At 50.0% G+C, this 19,486-nt stretch carries 24 protein-coding genes, 1 tRNA gene and 2 riboswitches; of the genes, 7 read left to right on the top strand and 18 right to left on the bottom strand.

Annotated features, from left to right (window positions below):
• Positions 1-10 precede the first annotated feature (10 nt).
• The 8 genes from G4V39_RS10625 to G4V39_RS11410 form a co-directional block, all read right to left on the bottom strand.
• A complete protein-coding gene (locus G4V39_RS10625; protein ID WP_166032915.1) occupies positions 11-1,903 on the bottom strand; it encodes an ASKHA domain-containing protein in 1,893 nt (630 codons plus the stop codon).
• A gap of 17 nt (positions 1,904-1,920) precedes the next feature.
• A complete protein-coding gene (locus tag G4V39_RS10620) occupies positions 1,921-2,814 on the bottom strand; it encodes a dihydropteroate synthase (protein ID WP_166031275.1) in 894 nt (297 codons plus the stop codon).
• Positions 2,815-2,914: 100 nt separating this feature from the next.
• A riboswitch (cobalamin riboswitch) is annotated at positions 2,915-3,127 on the bottom strand.
• Positions 3,128-3,175: 48 nt separating this feature from the next.
• Positions 3,176-3,703, bottom strand: a complete 528-nt coding sequence (locus G4V39_RS10615; RefSeq protein ID WP_166032914.1) for a (Fe-S)-binding protein — start codon at positions 3,701-3,703, stop codon at positions 3,176-3,178.
• 50 nt (positions 3,704-3,753) lie between these two features.
• Entirely contained in the window at positions 3,754-4,476 is a 723-nt protein-coding gene (locus tag G4V39_RS10610) for an energy transducer TonB (protein ID WP_166032913.1), read from the bottom strand.
• Positions 4,473-4,883: an ExbD/TolR family protein gene (locus tag G4V39_RS10605; RefSeq protein ID WP_166032912.1), complete on the bottom strand. Its 411-nt coding sequence runs from the start codon at positions 4,881-4,883 to the stop codon at positions 4,473-4,475. The genes G4V39_RS10610 and G4V39_RS10605 overlap by 4 nt, the downstream gene beginning before the upstream one ends.
• Positions 4,876-5,490 carry a MotA/TolQ/ExbB proton channel family protein gene (locus G4V39_RS10600; protein ID WP_166032911.1) on the bottom strand — a complete coding sequence of 205 codons (615 nt, stop codon included), beginning with the start codon at positions 5,488-5,490 and terminating at the stop codon, positions 4,876-4,878. The genes G4V39_RS10605 and G4V39_RS10600 overlap by 8 nt, the downstream gene beginning before the upstream one ends.
• Positions 5,487-6,767, bottom strand: a complete 1,281-nt coding sequence (locus tag G4V39_RS10595) for a hypothetical protein (RefSeq protein WP_166032910.1) — start codon at positions 6,765-6,767, stop codon at positions 5,487-5,489. Before G4V39_RS10595 ends, G4V39_RS10600 begins: the two co-directional genes overlap by 4 nt.
• A 44-nt stretch (positions 6,768-6,811) precedes the next feature.
• Positions 6,812-6,943 carry a hypothetical protein gene (locus tag G4V39_RS11410; RefSeq protein WP_258557806.1) on the bottom strand — a complete coding sequence of 44 codons (132 nt, stop codon included), beginning with the start codon at positions 6,941-6,943 and terminating at the stop codon, positions 6,812-6,814.
• Positions 6,901-7,114: riboswitch (cobalamin riboswitch) on the bottom strand. It overlaps the preceding gene by 43 nt.
• 84 nt (positions 7,115-7,198) lie before the next feature.
• Between G4V39_RS11410 and G4V39_RS10590 the strand changes: the two genes are divergently transcribed.
• Both G4V39_RS10590 and G4V39_RS10585 read left to right on the top strand, forming a co-directional pair.
• Complete coding sequence (locus G4V39_RS10590) at positions 7,199-7,645, top strand: hypothetical protein (protein WP_166032909.1); 447 nt, start codon at positions 7,199-7,201, stop codon at positions 7,643-7,645.
• A complete protein-coding gene (locus G4V39_RS10585; protein ID WP_166032908.1) occupies positions 7,642-8,754 on the top strand; it encodes a sensor histidine kinase in 1,113 nt (370 codons plus the stop codon). Before G4V39_RS10590 ends, G4V39_RS10585 begins: the two co-directional genes overlap by 4 nt.
• Here the strand turns inward: G4V39_RS10585 and G4V39_RS10580 are convergent.
• Complete coding sequence (locus tag G4V39_RS10580; RefSeq protein ID WP_166032907.1) at positions 8,732-9,160, bottom strand: Mut7-C RNAse domain-containing protein; 429 nt, start codon at positions 9,158-9,160, stop codon at positions 8,732-8,734. The genes G4V39_RS10585 and G4V39_RS10580 overlap by 23 nt on opposite strands.
• A gap of 114 nt (positions 9,161-9,274) precedes the next feature.
• Here G4V39_RS10580 and nth point away from each other — a divergent pair, with 114 nt between their 5' ends.
• On the top strand, positions 9,275-9,934 hold the full coding sequence (gene nth / locus G4V39_RS10575; protein WP_166032906.1) for an endonuclease III: 660 nt from the start codon (positions 9,275-9,277) through the stop codon (positions 9,932-9,934).
• Here the strand turns inward: nth and G4V39_RS10570 are convergent.
• The 4 genes from G4V39_RS10570 to G4V39_RS10555 all read right to left on the bottom strand — a co-directional run bounded on the left by G4V39_RS10570 (position 9,931) and on the right by G4V39_RS10555 (position 12,833).
• Complete coding sequence (locus G4V39_RS10570; RefSeq protein ID WP_166032905.1) at positions 9,931-10,407, bottom strand: phosphate-starvation-inducible PsiE family protein; 477 nt, start codon at positions 10,405-10,407, stop codon at positions 9,931-9,933. The two genes, nth and G4V39_RS10570, sit on opposite strands and share 4 nt — an antisense overlap.
• A gap of 9 nt (positions 10,408-10,416) precedes the next feature.
• On the bottom strand, positions 10,417-11,025 hold the full coding sequence (locus G4V39_RS10565) for an XTP/dITP diphosphatase (protein WP_166032904.1): 609 nt from the start codon (positions 11,023-11,025) through the stop codon (positions 10,417-10,419).
• Entirely contained in the window at positions 10,994-11,734 is a 741-nt protein-coding gene (gene rph / locus G4V39_RS10560) for a ribonuclease PH (RefSeq protein WP_166032903.1), read from the bottom strand. Before rph ends, G4V39_RS10565 begins: the two co-directional genes overlap by 32 nt.
• 64 nt (positions 11,735-11,798) lie before the next feature.
• The gene (locus tag G4V39_RS10555) at positions 11,799-12,833 is read right to left on the bottom strand and encodes a M42 family metallopeptidase (RefSeq protein ID WP_166032902.1); all 1,035 of its coding nucleotides are present in this window, start codon (positions 12,831-12,833) and stop codon (positions 11,799-11,801) included.
• Between the two features lie 45 nt (positions 12,834-12,878).
• On the opposite strand from G4V39_RS10555, the gene G4V39_RS10550 reads away from it, so the two are divergent.
• On the top strand, positions 12,879-13,370 hold the full coding sequence (locus G4V39_RS10550) for a hypothetical protein (RefSeq protein ID WP_166032901.1): 492 nt from the start codon (positions 12,879-12,881) through the stop codon (positions 13,368-13,370).
• On the opposite strand, the gene G4V39_RS10545 is transcribed toward G4V39_RS10550, so the two are convergent.
• Genes G4V39_RS10545 through greA form a run of 3 tightly spaced genes read right to left on the bottom strand, consistent with a single transcriptional unit; the run spans position 13,355 to position 14,840 of the window.
• Positions 13,355-13,927, bottom strand: a complete 573-nt coding sequence (locus G4V39_RS10545; RefSeq protein WP_166032900.1) for a hypothetical protein — start codon at positions 13,925-13,927, stop codon at positions 13,355-13,357. The genes G4V39_RS10550 and G4V39_RS10545 overlap by 16 nt on opposite strands.
• On the bottom strand, positions 13,924-14,367 hold the full coding sequence (locus tag G4V39_RS10540; protein WP_166032899.1) for an Lrp/AsnC family transcriptional regulator: 444 nt from the start codon (positions 14,365-14,367) through the stop codon (positions 13,924-13,926). The genes G4V39_RS10545 and G4V39_RS10540 overlap by 4 nt, the downstream gene beginning before the upstream one ends.
• Positions 14,367-14,840 carry a transcription elongation factor GreA gene (gene greA, locus G4V39_RS10535; protein ID WP_166032898.1) on the bottom strand — a complete coding sequence of 158 codons (474 nt, stop codon included), beginning with the start codon at positions 14,838-14,840 and terminating at the stop codon, positions 14,367-14,369. Before greA ends, G4V39_RS10540 begins: the two co-directional genes overlap by 1 nt.
• A gap of 316 nt (positions 14,841-15,156) precedes the next feature.
• Here greA and G4V39_RS10530 point away from each other — a divergent pair, with 316 nt between their 5' ends.
• Together G4V39_RS10530 and G4V39_RS10525 are read left to right on the top strand one after the other, a co-directional pair.
• Complete coding sequence (locus tag G4V39_RS10530; RefSeq protein WP_166032897.1) at positions 15,157-17,139, top strand: cytochrome c3 family protein; 1,983 nt, start codon at positions 15,157-15,159, stop codon at positions 17,137-17,139.
• Between the two features lie 23 nt (positions 17,140-17,162).
• Entirely contained in the window at positions 17,163-17,774 is a 612-nt protein-coding gene (locus G4V39_RS10525) for a cytochrome b/b6 domain-containing protein (RefSeq protein ID WP_166032896.1), read from the top strand.
• Between the two features lie 2 nt (positions 17,775-17,776).
• Here the strand turns inward: G4V39_RS10525 and G4V39_RS10520 are convergent, their stop codons facing one another.
• Both G4V39_RS10520 and G4V39_RS10515 read right to left on the bottom strand, forming a co-directional pair.
• A complete protein-coding gene (locus G4V39_RS10520) occupies positions 17,777-18,067 on the bottom strand; it encodes a DUF2250 domain-containing protein (RefSeq protein WP_166032895.1) in 291 nt (96 codons plus the stop codon).
• An 86-nt stretch (positions 18,068-18,153) separates the two neighbouring features.
• Positions 18,154-18,229, bottom strand: a tRNA-Glu gene (locus G4V39_RS10515).
• Between the two features lie 168 nt (positions 18,230-18,397).
• On the opposite strand from G4V39_RS10515, the gene G4V39_RS10510 reads away from it, so the two are divergent.
• Positions 18,398-19,459: an IS630 family transposase gene (locus G4V39_RS10510; protein WP_166032894.1), complete on the top strand. Its 1,062-nt coding sequence runs from the start codon at positions 18,398-18,400 to the stop codon at positions 19,457-19,459.
• Positions 19,460-19,486 lie beyond the last annotated feature (27 nt).

Genomic DNA, 19,486 nt, shown 5'->3' with positions numbered 1-19,486 from the left:
CCCCTCATTATCAGGCTGCGGCCTCAAGCCTTTCCTTAACTGAGGGGAAAAGATTAAGATCTGTGTGGGGCAAAAAGAGGCTTGATACGTAGTGGTCCATAAAGCTGGGATTTTCTGAGAGCTCAAAGTTGGTCATCATCTGGGCCACCCGCTTCATATCAGCGGCCACCTCCTTGGAAAAGGCGGCAAAACGGGCTCCTAACAAAGAGCTGTTGCCGATGAAAAAGAAGCGATCTCGGGGAAGATCAGGGAGGAGGCCTATGGTGATAGCCTGCTCGAGATCCAGATAACTACCAAAATTTCCGGCCAGAAGCACCCTTTCGACCATCTCGATGGAAAGCCCTACAGACTCAAGCAGGGTGAGATAACCGGCATACATGGCCCCTTTGGCCCGGATGAGATTATCAATATCGGCCTCAGTAAAGACAATGTCCTCGCCTGTAGCCGACTCCTGGGCCCAAACCAGGACATATTCCCAGCCATCTCTCCCTTCTCTTACCCGAGGGTGGCTAAGGCCACGGTTGAATTTGCCCTGCCGATCGATAATTCCCTCGGTGAAGAGGTTAGCCAGCAGAGCAATAATTCCCGAACCACAGATTCCCTTGGGACGACGGCCCCCGATAGTGAGAACCATTGGCTCAAGGGAGACGGGATCTATATGGACAGCCTCAATGGCCCCGGTGGTGGCCCTCATACCATGTTTTATTCCCCCACCCTCAAAGGCCGGGCCCGCCGAACAGGCAGCGCAGGCCAGCCAGTCTCGATTACCAACCACAATCTCCCCGTTGGTACCGATATCTATAAAAAGCGTCAGGGGCTCCTCACGATACATACCGCTGGCCACCACTCCAGAGACAATATCCCCTCCGACATAAGAGGCCACCGAGGGGGCCAAAATCATTCTAGCCCCCTCAGCCACGGGAAGATCCACCTCCCTGGCCCTCACCGGAGGAATAATTGTAGCCACCGGCACATAGGGAGCCTCCCTGAGCCAGCGGGGCTCAAGCTCCAAGAAGAAGTGACTCATGGTGGTATTGCCGGCCAAAGAGATCAGGAGCACCTCCGAGGGATCCTTACCCACCTTTTGGGTCATCTCTCGGATAAGACGGGCGATACATTCGATGATCCGCTGGTGCAGAAGCCTCAGCCCCCCCTCCCGGCGGGCAAACTCTATTCGGCTGATGATATCCTCACCATAAGAGACCTGGGGATTATAGTCAGAGAGGCTGGCTAAGACCTTACCAGAGGCCAGATCCAGCAACTCGCCACAGACCGTGGTGGTCCCTATATCTATGGCCACCGCAAGGATCTCTTTAGGAGGAGCCCCTGGCTGGACCCCAAAGAGCAGAGAACGCCCTTCAGGATCTGGCTGGAAGAGAGAGACCGAGCACTTAAAACCTTCCTTCCTTAAGGCATAAGGAAGATTTTTGAGAACCCCGGTATCAACGTCTATATCCTCTTTTTGGCCTATCTTGACCAACTCCCTAAGGAGCCGAGAAAGATCGCTGGCGTTGTCAGCCAGGGTAGGCTCCGGGAGGACAAGGTGATACTGATAGACTACCGGATCAAGCTGCCACTTAAGGGCCTGGCCTTCTTTGATCCACGAGACAGCAGTCTTTTTCATGGGCCGCTCTAGGGCCCGACGATCCATCTGACTCTCTACAGGCACTCGAACAGTAACGTCGGTTCGGGGTATAGTGACGCAGGCCTTATAACCCCCTTCAGGAAGGCTCTCTCCCTCCACCTCACCGGATTCCACAAAGACCCGGCACTTGCCACATACTCCTGCCCCCCCGCAGGAGGCGTTTATGTGGACTCCGGCCCTCATGGCCGCCCGAATAATGGTCTCTTCAGGCTGGGCCTCTATTTCTACCTGGGCCGGCAGAAAGATTATCCGTGGCATGATCCCTCCTTCCAGGCCTAGAGTTCCAACCAGGATTCAGAAAAAATAGTCTTACCCATCAATACACGAACAGTCTTGTATATCTCTAACTCCTTCTCACTCAAACTACTAGGATCTGGCTCATCACCATCCATCATGTCATGCACTAACTTCACCCAATCAGGATGCTCACCCTTCGCTATCTCCACTAACTCCTTGTCATACACATTCAATATCGCCGAATATATCCCATACTTCATCAACATCATCAAATAAACACGATCTAAATACGGACGTAAATGACGCGATACCCCATTCGATACATTCGATAAACCCACCGTACTCTTCGCACCAGGCGCTATCTCCGGCAACATCGATAAAAACTCAAAACCATACGATAACTGATCCGCTCCCAACGTTATCGGCGTCGCTATCGGATCAAACCATATCCGCTCATTCGGTACACCAGCCTCATTCAACCTCATCATCAAATCCACCGCCATCGCCGCCCGCTCATTCGCATCACGAGGCATCCCCTCAGGCCCCCATAAAAGCGCTACCACATCCACACCACTCTCCGCCGCAACCGGTATCAACCTCTCCATACGCTCAGGCTGAGCCGATATCGAATTCATCAATATACGCTTCCGACGAGAAGCACTAATCCCTGCTACCATCGCCTCAGGATTCGTCGTGTCTAACGATATCGGTACATCCACCTCACCCTCCACTACCTCCACTATCCACGACGCTAACTCCGGACCATCCTTCTTCGCCGGACCTATATTCAAATCTAAATAATCCGCCCCTAACTCCACCTCCTCACGCGCCATACGACGAATAGGATCTGGATCCCTCTCCCTCATCGCCCGACCTATACTCCGAGACATAATGTTAATGCTCTCTCCTATACACACTACCTTGCCAGACATAACTCCCTCCTTATGGTTTTTTGGGATCAAGGGGGGTTTCCGGAAGGGGATAAAAGACCCTTCTCGGAAACGAGGCCAGAAGCCTCGAAGCCCCGCTTCCTCTAAAACAGACCTTCAGGCCGGTCTCCCGGCTTCCGGATCAACCTACTTGCCGCGCCTTCCCGGGGCCTCCCGGCCCCAGTGGCCTGTCACCCGGAGGCTTGCCCTCCAGGCCTAGCGGCGTTCGTCCCCGGTCACGGTTGCGGGCCAGCGCCGGACTTGCACCGGACTTCCCGATTCTCCCCCAGGGGGCACCTGAAGGCCAAGTCTTTTCCCAGGGAAAATACGATGAAACACCGCCAAAGGCAAGAAAAATGAATCTTTAATCAGCCCCTATAAGCTTAAGAAGCCTCTTTCGGGCCTCGACATCTTTGTTAAGGGGCTCACAGGCCTCAAGTTCCAGCTTTCCCAGGGCCAGTTTGGTGGCAAAAGCCAGACAGGATACCTCCCCGCATTGGCCGCAATTTGTTCGGGGAAGAAGCTTATAGATTTCCAGGGCCGGCGGCCGTCTCTTGGGCCTCGTGTCAGGAGATATCTTTTGACGCTCGGCCCAGATCTTGTTGAGATATTCCACCACCTCACTAAGGGCCCTCTGGGCCTCTTCCCAATCAGCCACCGTACCTACGGTGATCTCCCGGGGCCTTAAAGCCACCCGATACCCCAAAAGACGAAAGATGATCACCGGCTCATCGGGTTCGTAGAGAAGGACCTGAGAGACGGCATTCACATAGGGCATAACTTCCCTTATATCCTCTGGAACAGTGGCCACCACCCGGTAGCAAGGCCGATCAAGATGGCAGGCTGAGGCCTCAAGCCTCGGCTTCGGCGCTGAAATTAACCTCTCAGCCATCTTTATACCCCCGACAAAAATCAAACTCTGAGATTATCTTAGCTAGAAAATTATCTCAACTGAAAATTTAATTTAAGAAAAAGCCTAAGGCCTTTCTGCTCATACGGCGGAGGCGGAGGGGGAAAGGGGGCGGCTTTTTTGATAGCTGAGAGGGCCGCCTGATCAAGAAGGCGATGACCTGAGCTCTTCAGGAGCTCGAGAGTAAGAAGCTCTCCGCGGGGAGATATGGAAAAGGCCACCCTGACGCTCCCCTCCTCTCCCCTCATCCGGGCAACCAAAGGGTATCTTTTGGCCGCCTCCACCCGATCTCGAATAAGGGCCAAGTAATTCCTAAGGGGCGAAGAAGGGGAACTGGAGGTCTGGACTGATCTAGAACCTCTCAGGACGGTTTCTTTCCTGGATAAAGTCTTTACCGAACCCGGCCTGGTAAGGGGCTTAAGGGGACGAAGGTCAAGGCCTTGAAGGTCAGGGGAAGGCTCCTCAGGGGTTTGAAGTTTGGGGGGAATTTCGGGGATCGCTTCATAGGTCCGAGCCAGAGGCTCGGACACTGGAGCCGTAAGGGGTATCCTGGAGCCCGAAGTCAGATCAGGCGGGGCTATAACCTCCTCATAAGAAGGGAGAACCGGGGCCAGATTGACTTCAAAGAATTTCTCTTCCTCTGCCCTCTTTAGGCGGGGAACGGAGATAAGAATCAGGGTGTGGATGAGGGCCGAGAGGAGCAAAAAGACCCAGATGAGATGATCTCTCTCGTTTTGGAGATCAAAGGTGTTCATCTCGGCCTTTCCGTAGCTAAAAGCAGTCTTCTGGCCCCGGCGGCCCGGGCCAGATCCATGGCCTTCACCGCCCGTTCGAGGAGAACGTCTCGATCGGCCTTGATAATAACTGCTCTGTCAGGAGACCGGCTGAGGGCCCGCTTGAGGCGTTCAAGGAGTTCGGCCTCGGTTACCGGTTCTTTTTTCCAAAATAGCCTTCCGCTTTGATCAACAAAAATGGTCACTGGTCTGTCCAGCTGAGGAGAAGAGGAATGAGCCCGAGGGAGTTTGATATTTATCCCCTCCTGGGTGAGAAAATTGGCTGTCAGGAGAAAGTAGATCAAGAGGAGAAAGACAATATCTATTAGGGCCGTAAGGGGCATCTGGATCTCAGGAAGACGGCGGTAAGAAGGCCTTCTTCTAATCATGTTCTCGCTCCTCAATGGCCTTGATAAACCAAATGGCTGCCTCTTCCATCTCTGATTCCAGAGCCGCCAGCCGACCACTGAGATAGGAGTAGGCCACAATTACCGGCAGGGCCACAGAAAGTCCCACAGCCGTGGTCAACATGGCCTCCCAGATACCTCCAGCAAGCACCGAAGCATCAACCTTACCCCCTAGGCGTTCGATGGCCATAAAGGCCTTAATCATCCCCAGGACTGTACCTAAAAGTCCCGTCACGGGGGTTATGTTGGCAATGGTGGCCAGGGTACCAAGATACCGAGACAGACGACGGCCCTCCTGCTCAATAGCGTGGGCCAAAACGTTTTCCATGGTTCGCCTATCTCTACAGCACACCGACAGTCCTTCATCAAGCACCCGGGCCACCGAGCTATGCTCGGCCGCTGTCTCCTTACGGGCCTGATCAATCCGCCCCCGGATGATGGCCGCATAGACTCTCTCGATGAGACCATGATCCCGACACCGGGCCTGATGAAGGCGGACCAGCCTTTCCAGAAAAATGGCTAGGGCCAAGACGGAAGAGATGACAATAGGGATGATTAGTGGCCCTCCTTTGGCCAGAAAGGAGATCATCTTTGTCCTCCAGGGAGAAAGTGGTCTTCAAGATCTATCCGGCCGTCGCCGTTGAGATCCTGCTCCAAACGACAGACCTGGCCCCCCTGATAAGTCTCCCAGCGATCCGGACGGCCGTCTCCATCGGTGTCTCGGGCCACCTTCTCTAGCTCTCCCTCCCGATACCGATACCAGATCTCCGGAGAGCCGTCGCCATCTTGATCTATCTCTGCCCTTAAGAGCTCTCCGGCCTTAAGATGCCAGGTAATGTGCCCCTCCTTACGCCACTGCTCAATTTTGACTACCTCTCCCCCGGGGCCATAGATACGCCTTTCCCGAAGATCTCCGCAAGAATCAAAATATCGGAATTCAGATATCCGGCCCTGATGGTAGAAGGCCACCTCATCTGGGGAACCGTTACCATCCCTATCTCTCTCCAGTCGCTTTAGTCTGCCAGCGTCATATATCTCCCTAACTTTTATCCGTCCTTTAACTAAACGAAGGCGTTCTTTAAGACGACCTTTGGAATAAATCTCCCTGATGTCCGGCCTCCCATCGGCATCCTTGTCTATTTCCGCCCTGACCGGCTCACCCCGCCCGTAGGTGAGACGAAATTCAAAACGGCCGTCTTTATCTAAATCTCGCCAAAGTTCTCTGACCTCACCTCCCTGATAGATGACTTTGGTTTCCAGGTATCCATCGTTATCTTTGTCTTGGAGGAGACGAACTAGCTGGCCCCGACGATAGAAAGCGACAACCTCCGGGCGCCCATCCCCGTTTTTATCCTGGGTGACCTTGGTCTCCTCCCCCATAAAGAAAGTCTCCTCCATTCCCTGCTCCCTGTGTTTTAAGGTCCTCAGCAGCCGTCCCCCCTGGTAAAAGCTTATCTCCTCAGGAGAGCCGTCTCCGTCCATGTCTTTCTTGATCTCGCGGATCTGCTCACTCCGGTCGTAAATAAAAATCACCTTTTTGGGCGGGACATCAGAGACTTTTATTACCTTTTGACGGCGTCCTTCGGCACTGTAGAAAACCTCAACCTCAAAGAAACCATCTCCATCTGGATCAAGCCTTTTCTTCACCAGGCGGCCATCTCTGAAGAGGACCACCTGGTCAACCCGGCCATCGCCGCTGGAGTCCTTCTCTATGCGCACCACCTTCCCTCCGAAGAAATACTCCCAGCGATCCGGACGACCATCGCCATCTTCATCCAGGCTCCGGCAGACCTGAACCGCCCAGGCCGAAGACCCAATTATCGAAAGAGAAAAAAGGATCAGCCCCCAAAGAAGAATGCCCCTCATCCCTGCCCTCCTTGCCTCTTTTGATAACACGAATTTTATAAAAATTACACCAGAGAATCTTTTGGGGCTCGCCTGGGGCCTTCCTGAAAGAGAAGGAGGGTTTCCAGGGTGCGGACAGGAAGCCCCGAAGTCCGCCCCAGAAGGTCTCCAGGCCGGTCTCCCGGCTTCCGGATCAACCTACTTGCCGCGCCTTCCCGGGGCCTCCCGGCCCCAGTGGCCTGTCACCCGAAGGCTTGCCCCTCCGGGCCTAGCGGCGTTCGTCCCCGGTCACGGTTGCGGGCCAGCGCCGGACTTGCACCGGACTTCCCGTTTAACCCCTTAAGGGCACCTGGAGTCTCTCTTTGATTAAAAACTAGGGGGCTCTTTAATGTCAAGGTCTAGAGGAAAGAGTTGCTTGTCTTCGACAAAGTTTTGGACCTATAGTTTTAAAGATGATTCTACTTATTACCACCCTTCTGTTTTTCGGAGTGGCCTCTCCGGCCTGGGGTCTCCAGACCCACAGAGCCCCTGAAGGGCTTTATGTCCACCAGATGGCCCATCTGTTTCTGGCCTTCTCTATGGCCGCCTTCGCCTACCGAATAAAGGCCTTCAGCCTCAAACAACGCCCTCACTGGGCCAAACTCTTCTACATGGCCCTAATATTTGTCTTTTGGAACCTCTGGGCCTTTGGTGGACACATTTGTGAAGAGCTTCTTCCGGAGGAGTACTTTATCGGTCCTATAACGGACCCCAATCATCTTCTCATCCTGCAGGACACCGTGGCCTATCTTTATTACATCACCCGGTGGGACAATCTCTTTCTGGTAATTATATTTTGGCTCTTTTATCGAGGTCTTGACGGCCTGGCCCGGAAGATCCGTAGTGAGGGAAGGGTTTGAGGACCATTTCCCTTTTTCCTGTCCACAGCTTCGATATCATTACCTCGGCCCTGGTAGTGATTCTGGCCACTTTGGCCCTGGCCAAGGCCTATGAGATTTACCGTTCTGATAAGGAAAATATTCGCTACAATTACCTTCTTTGGGTGGCGTGGGTCCTGTTCGCCTTCTCTGTCTCGCGGGCCGGTGGTCATCTCCTTAAATATGCCCTCCTTTTCAGCGGACATGAGCATCTCTGGACCAGGCTATCTCCGGTGGTAGGAGGTTTTAATAGCATAGCCTTTGTTCTCATCGGGGCCGTGACCCTCTTTTTTCATCGCATCCAGACTATCTTCATCCGTATGGTTCAAGACCGCCAAAAGATAGAAAAAATCAGTCTCGACCTGCTCCAGCTCAACCAAGATCTCGAGGCCATAGTCTTTGAACGCACCACTGCCGAACTGGCCCTGAAAATCGCCCACAAGGTGAGGAACCCGGCCATGATCATTGGGGGGCTTGTAAGACGGATTTTAAAAGATCTGCCCCCCGATGATTCCCTGCGGAACCGGATGGAAAAAATTTTTGAGCAGGTCCAGAAGCTGGAGACCTTGGTCCAGGAATTTGAACAGCTTATGGCCAAAAGATCTTATTTCTTCACCACCATAGAGCTCAACGAACTGGTTAAGTCGGCCATAGAAATGATTCAGCCAGAAATAGAAGAAAAAGGGATTCAGCTTCAACTGAAATTATCAACCTCAAAACTAACCTTTAAAGGAAATGCCCGATTGATAAAAGTGGCTCTGGTCCATGTCATCCGCAACGCCATTGAAGCAACTCCCAGTGGGGGGGAAATTTGGGTGGAGACAGGAATCAAAGACAGCCGTCTTTTTGTCCGGATCCGAGACAGTGGACGGGGTATCCCTAAAGAAATCATGGCCCACATCTTTGAACCCTTCTACTCTACTAAGGAGCGTGGTACAGGTCTGGGGCTTCCCTATGTTCGTCAAATTGTCCAAGAACACCGCGGAAGAATTACTATCCGCAGTGCCCCAGGTGAGGGGACCGAAGTCACCATGGCCTTTCCCACTCACCTAACAGAGCTTTCCGGGCTCAGGAAGGGAGATAGTCCTTAAGACGTCTTTCCATACGCCTCCGGTGCCCCCCTGGCCAATAAATACGGCCACAATCTGGGCAGCGAAAAAAGGAGCTGTGGGTCTCATAAATAAAGTCCGGCACCAGGCCGAAGACCTCATCTCTTTTAGCGGGAACAAGAAGGCTGTTGCAACGAAGACAGCGACTGAAGGGGCGCATTTGGGCTTTAAGCTGGGGACATTGCCGGAAAAGCTCCTTTATTTGTTCCTCAACCCTGTCGGCCCAAAAGACCAAGACGCCCGGCTTCTTAAGCAGGGATCTCCTCCTGGTCAGATGAAGCCTTTCGGGGATGGGGGCCTCTGAGAGAGAAACATCAAGCCCCATGGCTCGAAGCCACTTGATCAGACGACCTACTGTTCGATCTCCAGAAAGATGGACCTCGGTCATAGCCAAAATATAATTCTGAGATGATATTCTGGGATACAAGAAACAGGGGCCTGCCGGCTTTTGTTGCGAAATATTTTAATTTTTAGCAAAACTTGCGGCAAACAGGAGGTAAACATGAAACTCGATGCGAAAGAAAAAAGACGGGTAGAAAAGATTCTGGAGATCCTTAAAAAAACATATCCTGAAGCCCGGATTGCCCTCAGGTTCTCCAATCCTCTCGAGCTACTGGTGGCCACCGTCCTCTCGGCCCAGTGCACCGATGAACGAGTTAATCAGGTCACCAAGAAGCTCTTTAAAAAGTACCCCACGGTGGAAGCCTATGCCCAGGCCCCACTTGAAGAGCTGGAACAAGATATAAGGCCCACAGGCTTTTACCGGAACAAGGCCAAAAACATCAAGGAAGCTGCTCGGATCATCCTTGAAGAGTTTGGAGGCCAGGTTCCCCGGACTATGAAGGAATTGCTCCGCCTGCCAGGAGTAGCCCGAAAGACGGCCAATATAGTCCTTACCAACGCCTACGGGGTGGTGGAAGGGATTCCGGTTGACACCCACGTACGGCGGATCTCACAGAGGTTGGGACTCACCAGGGAAAAGGATCCCAACAAGATTGAACAGGACCTTATGGCCATCATCCCTCGAAAGGACTGGGCCACAATCCCTTATGTCTTCATCGACCACGGACGGAAGATCTGTCGAGCCAGAAAACCCCTTTGTGAGCAATGTCCGGTAAGAGAGCTATGCCCAGCGGCTGATCAGTTTCTTAAGAAAAATTAAGAGGAAGCCTTCCGGGATTTGCGCAGAAGGAGGACAGCCCCCACCAGGGCGATCACCAGGAGCCCAAGGACAACCATCTCTATCATAAAGTAGCGAAACCTTTCAGGGTCAATTGTTCCACTGTGGGAGGTTTCAAAGGAGATCAAGAGGAAACGGCGGATAGAGGCAATAATGGCTACCATCAAAAACGGCTCCACACAGGCCAAGTGATAGCTCTCACTGAAGACAATCTGCACCGTGTGGAGAATCTCCAGAAACATCAAGGCCAGCAGAAAACGATCCATAACTTTCAGGATTCCGTGGGAGATATCCCCTTGATAGAAGGCGCTTCCCAGGGCCCGGCTACCATCGTAGATGACTTCTGCTGTGGCTATGGCAATACCAACAGCCACCAGAATATAAAGAACCCTTTCGACCTTGTGAAAGTACTCCTGAAAAAGGAGATCCCAATTGGTGGGTTTTTTGGAAGACACGGTGCCCTCCTACCCCTGGCCAAGCCCCAGGAAACCAGGCAATATCTGTCGGACCTTCTCCATGGCCCGAGCCCGATGGCTGATCTTGTTTTTTACCTCTGGGGGAAGCTCGGCCATGGTCTTCCCGAATTCTGGAAGGTAAAAGATAGGATCATAGCCAAAACCATATTCTCCCTTAGGGGCCTCAGCAATATATCCCTCACAGACCCCTTCCACAGCGAACCAGCGGAAAGAAGGATGATAGACCACAGCCACGCAGCGAAAGCGGGCCCGACGTCTCTCAAAGGGCACCCCGGCTAAGGCCTCAAGGAGCTTGGCATTGCGATCAGCATCAGTGGCAGAAGGGCCTGCGTACCGGGCCGAATAGACTCCGGGGGCCCAGGAGAGGGCCTCTACTTCCAGACCAGAGTCATCTGCCAGAGCCGTAAACCCGGTGGCCAAGGCCACGGTCCGGGCCTTCTTTAAGGCGTTCTCCAGAAAGGTCTCCCCATCTTCGACCACCGGAGGGATGTCAAAGCCTTCCAGACCCCAGACCTCAACAGGCAACCCCTCCAGCAGGGCCCGAAGTTCTCGAACCTTTCCTTGATTATGGGTTGAAAGAATGATTACCTGAGCCATTTTCCATGAGGACCTTTTTCTGATGTTCTAAAAGCTCTTTTATTCCCTTCCAGGCCAGCTCTTTCATAGTTTCGAAACTCTTCCAGGAAAACGGCTCCTTCTCCGCCGAAACCTGGATCTCTACTATTCCTCCGGATTCGGTCATGACGAAGTTGGCATCGGCCTCGGCCACGGAATCCTCCTCATAGCAGAGGTCAAGCCGGATCTCCCCGTCTATGATTCCCACACTTACCGCCGCCAGGGCCTCTCGAACGGGATCATCTTCTATAAGACCTTTGCGTCTCAGGAAGTCCACGGCATCTTTGAGGGCCACATAGGCTCCAGTTATGGCCGCTGTCCTGGTACCGCCATCGGCCTGAATGACGTCACAGTCCACCCACAACGTTCTTTCTCCCAACTTGGCTAGATCCACCACCGCCCGCAACGACCGGCCAATAAGGCGCTGGATTTCGTAGGTTCTTCCCCGGGGTCGGCCCACTTCTCTCTGAGATCGGGTAAGGGTCGAACGAGGCAACATAGCATATTCAGCGGTTATCCACCCCGAACCGGTATCTTTTAAAAAGGGAGGAACCCGGTCCTCCACCGAGACCGTACAGATAACTCTGGTTTTTCCCATCTCAATAAGAACCGAACCTTCTGCGTGAGAGATAAAACGGCGTCTTATGGAAACCGCCCTTAACTCATCGGAACGACGACCATCAGGCCTCATGGGCAGTAACTCTGGCCCAGGGCGAAGAGATTGTCAAGATTTAACCGGCCCAAGTAAGCCAGGACTAAAGATCGGGGGTTTCGATAATCTTGGCCACCAGGGCCACGGCCGCCTCTATATCACTCTTTATGGCCAGACCCCAAGGGGCATGAAGATAACGTACTGGTACGGAAATAGCGGTGGCTCTAGCTCCCAAGGCTGAAAGCTGAAAGACAGCGGCATTGGTTCCCCCTTTGTTTTTAACCACCAACTGATAAGGTAACCCGGCGGCCTGGGCCACTCCTACCAGGGCCTTGGTGAGGCGACGATCCGCCAAAAAACGGGCGTCAGAAAGCCTTATCTCTGGCCCCCCTCCCAGGCGGGCCAGGACCTGGGCCTCAGGAATACCAGGTAGATCGCTGGCCACTGTTCCTTCGAGGGCGATGGCCAGATGAGGACGGATCCTTTCTCCCACCACCTGGGCCCCCTTAAGACCCACCTCTTCGGAGACACTGGCTACTAAATAGAGGTCATAGGCCGGTTGACGAACCCTCTTTAGAGCCTCAACCATTACAAAGAGACCAAGACGATCATCAAGGGCCCGGGCCATAATCGCCGGCCCGGACAGACGAAAACCGGAGGCAAAGGTAACCGGATCTCCTGTCGAGACAAGATCCAGAATTTGATCCCCAAGGCCGGTGTCGATAATCATCTCTTCTACAGGCGGTACTTCTCCACTGGGCTTCTTAACGCTAAGGTGGGGCGGAGTCGTAGCAAAGATTCCGTAAAGAGGCTCCTTTCCCCAGATAACCACCTGCTGACCATAACAGACCCGAGGGTCAATGCCTCCGATAGGGATCACCCGAACAAAACCCCCCTTTTCCACCTTGCGGACCATAAACCCCACCTCATCTAGATGGGCGTCAAGAAGAAGCCTTTGTCCGGGAGCGGGAAGATGAAAGACAATGTTTCCTAGATTATCCCTTTCTGACTCGATTTCCGAAAAGTTTTGCTTAAGGGCTTCAAGAAAAACCTCAGCCACCGCCTCTTCGGCCCCTGAGACACCAGGGGCTTCACAGAGGCGAGCTAAAAGCTGCCAGTCAAGGCTGCCTTCAGACACCTTCCTCCTCCTTGAGCTCCCTTAAACAGATGTTATCCTTGGGCCATGGAGGAAATAATCCTCAAAAGATTGGACCTGGCCCGAACCCTCTTCAGGCATCACGGTGACCACCTCCGGGAGGCCCTTTTTCCGGATCTTAACCGTTACCAGCAGGCTATAGAGCAGACCAATCGGGCCCTTTTTTCCACCGGCATCTCTCAAATCTGCGCTTCCTGCCCCGAGGAAGACGGTCTCACCTGTTGTGGAACTGGACTCGAGCGCCATGTAGAGGTCTCCATTCTCCTCTTAAATCTTCTCCTAGGGGTCAAACTACCTTGCAAGCGAGAAGACCCCAATGGTTGCTTTTTCTTGGGAACCAAGGGCTGCAAGATCCTGGCCCGCCCCATAATTTGTCGCAATCATCTTTGCTTGAGGATAAAAGAAAAGATTCCCCTAAACGAGATAATCCGCTTCCAAAATGCCTGGGGAGAGGAAGCAGAGCTTACCTATCTCCTTTCTGAAAGAATAAAGGGCCTGCCCTTTTACCACCAAGGGTAGTTTCTTGTCTGAAAATCAAGAAGGAACCCGCCCAATCTTTCTCTTAGCCGCTTGATAAGGGCCTCCTCCAGGAGGTATAAAGTCTCCAGCTCCTGATGGAGTTCTTGGGTAACGAAGATCATCTTTTCCTTGGCAATCTTTTCAAAGTGACGCCGGCAGAAATAATCCCGGCAAAGATAGGGCTTAGCCAGAAGCCGGCAGCCTTGCTTCCCGACAAAGAAACACCCCTCTTCCACCTCTCTTTCTTGGGGAACAGGATGGTCCAGAAGATGATTGAGGAGAAGGATGATCACCGTGGTTTCGTTTTCCAGCCCCACCTTGCAACAGCCTCGGCCCTCATCTACGGAGCAAACCTTACACTCTGCAAAGGTTCCCACCTGGGCCATGGCCTGGTTGGAACGCTCGATACCCTGACGATAACGTCTAAGGAGCCGGACAATTCCCTCCTCGGATAAAAAGTCCTGACCAAAGCGGGTAAAAAGTTCTTGGGCCCGGGCCATCTTTTCCCGAATAACAGCTGTAGCCTGGGCCTTCTTTTCTTCTGGGGTGAGACTCATAGCTTAAAGGTGGCTTTGAGTTTAAAGGTTCTTGAGGCCGGGAAGTGATAGACCTTAATTCCTGTCTGGTGAAAAATCTCGGTCAAGATTTTTTCTACCTCCTGCCAGTCCCGACATACCAAGGTAAACCAAAGATTGAAGCGGTGCCGCCGGCTGTAACAATGGGTTACTTGATCATATTTAGAGACCAGCCGAGCCACTTCTTCTAAACGATGGGCCGGAACTTCGGCCCCACAAAGAGTGGTTACAAAACCCAACCTCCGGGAATCAAAGTTGGCCCCTAGACGTCGCAGATGGCCGCTTTTCTGGAGAGCAGCCAGACGTTCTCTGACCTCGACTTCGGTCAACCCTACCCTTTGAGCTACTTCCTCAAAGGGCTTCGAGACCAGAGGGATTCCCTCCTGTAGAATCTGAAGAATAGCCCGATCCCTGTCGTCCATCAGTAAGTAATATCCAAAATCTCATAAGTCTTAATCCCCGAGGGGGTTTTGACCTCCACCTCGTCTCCTACCGAGCGTCCGATTAAGGCCCGACCCAGAGGAGAGGTCACTGAGATTTTACTTTCAGAGACGTCAGATTCATAGGGACCAACGAGCTTGTATTCTACCTCCTCTTCGGTATCGAGGTTAAAAAGTCGCACGGTAACCCCAAAGATAACCCGATCCGGAGGATCATTCTGGGGTTCTATAACCTCTGCCCGGGCGAGACGATCCTGTAGTTCTTGGATCCTGCCCTCCAGATGGGCCTGACGCTCCTTAGCCGCATGGTATTCGGCGTTTTCCGAGAGATCTCCGTGGGCCCGGGCCTCTTCAATAGCCTTGATTACCTTGGGGCGTTCAATGTTCTGTAAACGACGCAATTCATCTTTAAGGGCATCGAATCCTTCTTTAGTAAAGGGGATCCGCTCCATCATAAAACTCACCTCCGCCCTCGTTTGAATGAAGGTTTGTATTCTATTGCCATAGATTTTATTAATCAAGGTCAAGATTTTCCCTGGACGCCCTTAAGTGATCTAGAAAAGAGAAAATCTTCCTCGGGAAAAATTTAACGGAATCAGTTATCACTAGAAATCCCCCGGTTTTTTCAGCTCCCCATTTTTTCAGCTCCTCAAATCAGGGTTTCAACATCCTCCAACCTTGAATTTCCAACTTTTTATCTTGACAAAATTTACTGTAAAGTTTTTGACAAAAAGAAATGTTTATGATAGATAATTCCCAGGGAGGGGTAATATGAACGGAAAAATAGTTCAAATTCTCTTCTTTTTATTCATATCTACTAATATCTTAACTAGCGATCTTTTTGCTCTTGACAAAGAAGACTGTCTCGGGTGTCACGGAAGCAAAGATATCCTTCACCTGTCTCCCGAAGAACGCCTAGAGATGGTGGTACCAACTCCGGGAAAAAAGGCCGTTCGGAAGGGAGGAATTAGCCTTTATGTGGAGGCCTCTCGTTTTGAGACCTCGGTTCATGGAGAGCTAGACTGCCTTGATTGTCATACCGAAATAAGTGAGATACCTCATCCCCAGCGGATGGGTGCTGTGGATTGCTCAAGCTGCCACCAAGAAATAGTTGATCAATACCGAGAAAGTAAACATGCTCGAGTAAGTAAGCGGCTGTGTTACGAATGTCACAATCCACACTATACTCAGAGTTTCCGAGAGCTTTCGTTAAAAAAACGGATAGCTATTTGCTTAAAATGTCACAAGGATGTAAAGCATAATTGGCTTCCTCAACAGGAATATCATTTTAAATATTTAGAATGTACTGTATGTCATGCTCCAAAAGCCAAAAAGGCTTTAGAGTTCTTTATATCTGTTGATAGAGGAGGAGTTGGCAATAGAGTATTAACTTATAAGGAATTAAGCCAAATACTTAAAACCTCTAAGATAGAAGAAAATATCGACACCAATCGAGACCGCATCATCCAAATTGAAGAAGTTAAAACATTATTTTCTAAAATAGAAAAAAGCAAAATCGGAAAGCCAAGACTAAAAGAACAAATTCTTATTTTAACGCCATATCATAATTTTACAGATGAAGTTGAACACATCAAAGATTGTACAATGTGCCATACATCTAAAGCACCATTCTATCAAGAAATATTTCTAAAAATTCCAGAGAAAGAGAAATGGACCACTGTCCGTGTAGATAAATCTATTATAGCTAAAATACCTCCTATTCCAACAAAAGACTATTACTGGGATACTGTACATGGAAGAAACGGAATTGAATGCATAGAGTGCCATGCTGACCTCAAAGTTCTAAGAACTGGAGAAGGTTTCTCAGTAAAAACTCTAGGACCTCCAGTATGTGAAAAATGTCATGAAGAGATCATGGCAGAATACAAAAACAGCCTTCATTATAGAGTAAGCAAAAAAATATGTTTTGGCTGTCATGATCCACATTCGAGCATACCATTTTCACAACTAAGCGCAGAAGAACGCCAAAAAATTTGCACAAAATGCCATAAAAATATAGAAAGAAAACATGACTGGCTACCACAACGTCGTATTCACTTCAAATTTCTTGAATGTACAATGTGTCATTCTCCAAAAGCTAAAAAGGGCATAGTATTTTACTTAAGAGCAATAGACAAAAAAGGGAAAGAATGGCGACTTACTTATGAAGATATAATAGACTTTCTAGTTGGAAAAGACAAGAACAAACTAAGCAATCAAGATCTAATAAGCTTTATAGATAAAAATGACGATGGTTTTTTAGAAGATCGAGAAATAATATTCTTTATTAAACTATTAAATTCTTTCCGCGACAAAAAAGAAGAAAGAAATTGGGAGAAAATAGACTTAGGTGTAAATGTATTAGTTCTTAAGCCATCCCATAACTATACAGATAAAGGGACAAAGGCCAAGCAATGCTCTATATGCCATTCTCCACGAGCCGAGTTTTACTCCAAACTTGTTTTAGAAGTTCCAGAACCGGGTGGAACAATAAGCACCATAGACGTAGATAAAAGTATATTAGTAGCCATCCATCCAATACCAATCACCAGCGACTTCTACCTACTAGGCGAAAAAAGGGTGTCCAAAAGAGATATAGAAGAGTTTATATATGTAATCAGAAAAATCGGGTATAAATGGCTAGACATATTTGGAATATTTTTAATATTTTCCGTAATTCTGTTTTTCGGATTACATACTATCATCAGAATAGTTACCATAAAAATAAGAAAAAGAAGGAAAGAAGAAAAATAAAAAAAACCTGAGGTGATATAAAGATGAAGACAAAAGAAATTATAAATCCAATATGGGTAAGAATTTATCATTGGGTACATGCCATAAGCATAGTCATGTTAATAATTACTGGAATACAGATAAGATTTCCTGATTTATTTAACCTGTTCGGCAACCTTAAAAGAGCAATTCATTATCATAATTTATTTGGCTTTATAGTATTATTGGATTACTTATCATGGTATTCAACATATCTTATAAATAAAGATTTCAAAAAACAGTACATTCCAACGAAACAAGATTTTTTAAAGGGGATTCCTTCGCAAGCATATTACTACCTTTTCGGTTATTTCCTCGGAGATCCAGCTCCCTTTGAACCTAAACCGGAGGCCAAATTTAACCCTCTACAGAAAACAGCCTATTTTATTATCATGGTTATCTTTCTGCCTCTTCAAATTATAAGTGGCGTCTTATTATGGAACATTAACTTCTTCCGGCCGGTAATTGATATTCTAGGCGGTGTCCGAGTTGTGGATGGAGTTCATATTATACTTGCTTATATCTTTATTTGTTTCCTCCTGGCCCATCTTTATCTGGCCACCTTAGGACACACTGTCTACTCCCATTTTAAGGCCATGATCCTAGGATATGAGTAAGATTACTTGAGCGAGGTTCGGCGGAAAAAGATCCGCATGGGACGCGTTAGGCGATAATAGGTATGGTTCATGTGTTTGGGGCGTCTTAACCCCTTCTTCTTGAGAAATGTGCCGGAAACTCTCTCTAAAATGGCCTTTCTCTCTAGATCTCTCAGAATTTCCATGGTGAGGCCAAGCTCAAGTCCTAAACGGCGAGAGATGAACTTGGCACAGTCGGGGCCATTTTGGCGAAGATCAAAGATTATGGCCCTCTCCTGATCGTTCAGGCCCTTAAGCTTTTCTTCAAAGCCCATAACTCTTTAATTATCCTGGTAGCCTAAAACCTCAAGGGATAAACACCAAGGGAAAAGTTTATCTCTGGGAGGTGGAGCAGAAAACTTGGCGGTCCCACGGGGACTCGAACCCCGGTTTCCGGCGTGAGAGGCCGGTGTCCTAGGCCACTAGACGATGGGACCGCCGCGGCCGTGAGTGTGGCCAATTTAACCAGCCCCCTAGAGGCTGTCAAGAAGCTAGTAGCTTGTCTTCGAAGCCAGGGCCATATAAAATGCCGCCTGCCGGATCAATAGGTATTAATTCGAGCAGAAAACACTCGACAATAGGGCAAATCCCTGGTATACAAGGATATGGACTTTAGCACTCCAAAAGTTCCCAGAATAGACGCCCGTAAACTTCCTCCCAAAGCTCAGGAGGCCTTGCGTTTTAGAGCCGTCCACGCCGTGTTGGAACAAGGAAAAACCCAGGAAGAAGTGGCCCAAATGTTGGGAATAGCCAGAACCACTGTGACTTACTGGCTAAAACTTTATCGCCAAGGTGGGGAGGAAGCCCTTAAAATCAAGCCTCGCGGACGTCCTAAGGGAGGAAAACTTTTGGGCTGGCAAGCAGCTACCATTTGTAGCATCATCCGGGACCGTTGTCCTGATCAGTTGAAGCTTCCCTTTTCCCTTTGGACCAGGGAGGCGGTGGGGCAACTGATAGAGAGGAAGTTTGGGATAAGGCTTTCGATATGGACGGTGGGCCGGTATTTGAGGCGATGGAATTTCACGCCGCAGAAGCCTTTGAAACGGGCCTATGAAAGAAATCCGAAGGAAGTAAAGGCCTGGCTTGAGAAGGAGTATCCCCGGATAAGGAAGAGGGCCAAGGAGGAAGGGGCAGAGATTTGGTGGGGAGATGAGACAGGGATCAGGTCAGATCATCAAGCGGGGAGGAGTTGGGCGCCGAGGGGAGAGACACCGGTGGTGGAGGTGAGCGGCAAGAGATTTCGATTCAATATGATTTCTGCCATCAACAACCGGGGGAAGCTTAAGTTTATGATTTTTAGGGAGAGATTTACGACAGAAGTTTTTCTTGAATTTTTAAGAAGGCTGATAAGATCACGAGAAAAGGGGCGGAAGATTTATCTTATAGTGGATAATCACCGTGTGCATCGGGCAAAGAGGATTAAGGAGTGGTTGAAGGGCAAAGAGGACGAGTTGGAACTGCATTATTTGCCGAGATACAGTCCGGAGCTTAATCCGGATGAGTATTTGAACCAGGATGTGAAGACGAATGCGGGGGGGAGGCGCCGGAAGCGGAATATGGAGGAGATGGAGGGTAATGTACGCAGCTATCTTATGAGCACGCAGAGGCAGCCGGAGATAGTGAGGAGTTACTTTCGTGCTCCGATGGTAAGATATGCCTTAGATTGATGTCGACTATTTTGTGCTCTGATTAAT

This window comes from Thermosulfuriphilus ammonigenes, assembly GCF_011207455.1.
GTDB lineage: Bacteria > Desulfobacterota > Thermodesulfobacteria > Thermodesulfobacteriales > ST65 > Thermosulfuriphilus > Thermosulfuriphilus ammonigenes.
This window is presented reverse-complemented; position numbering and strand designations above follow the sequence as displayed.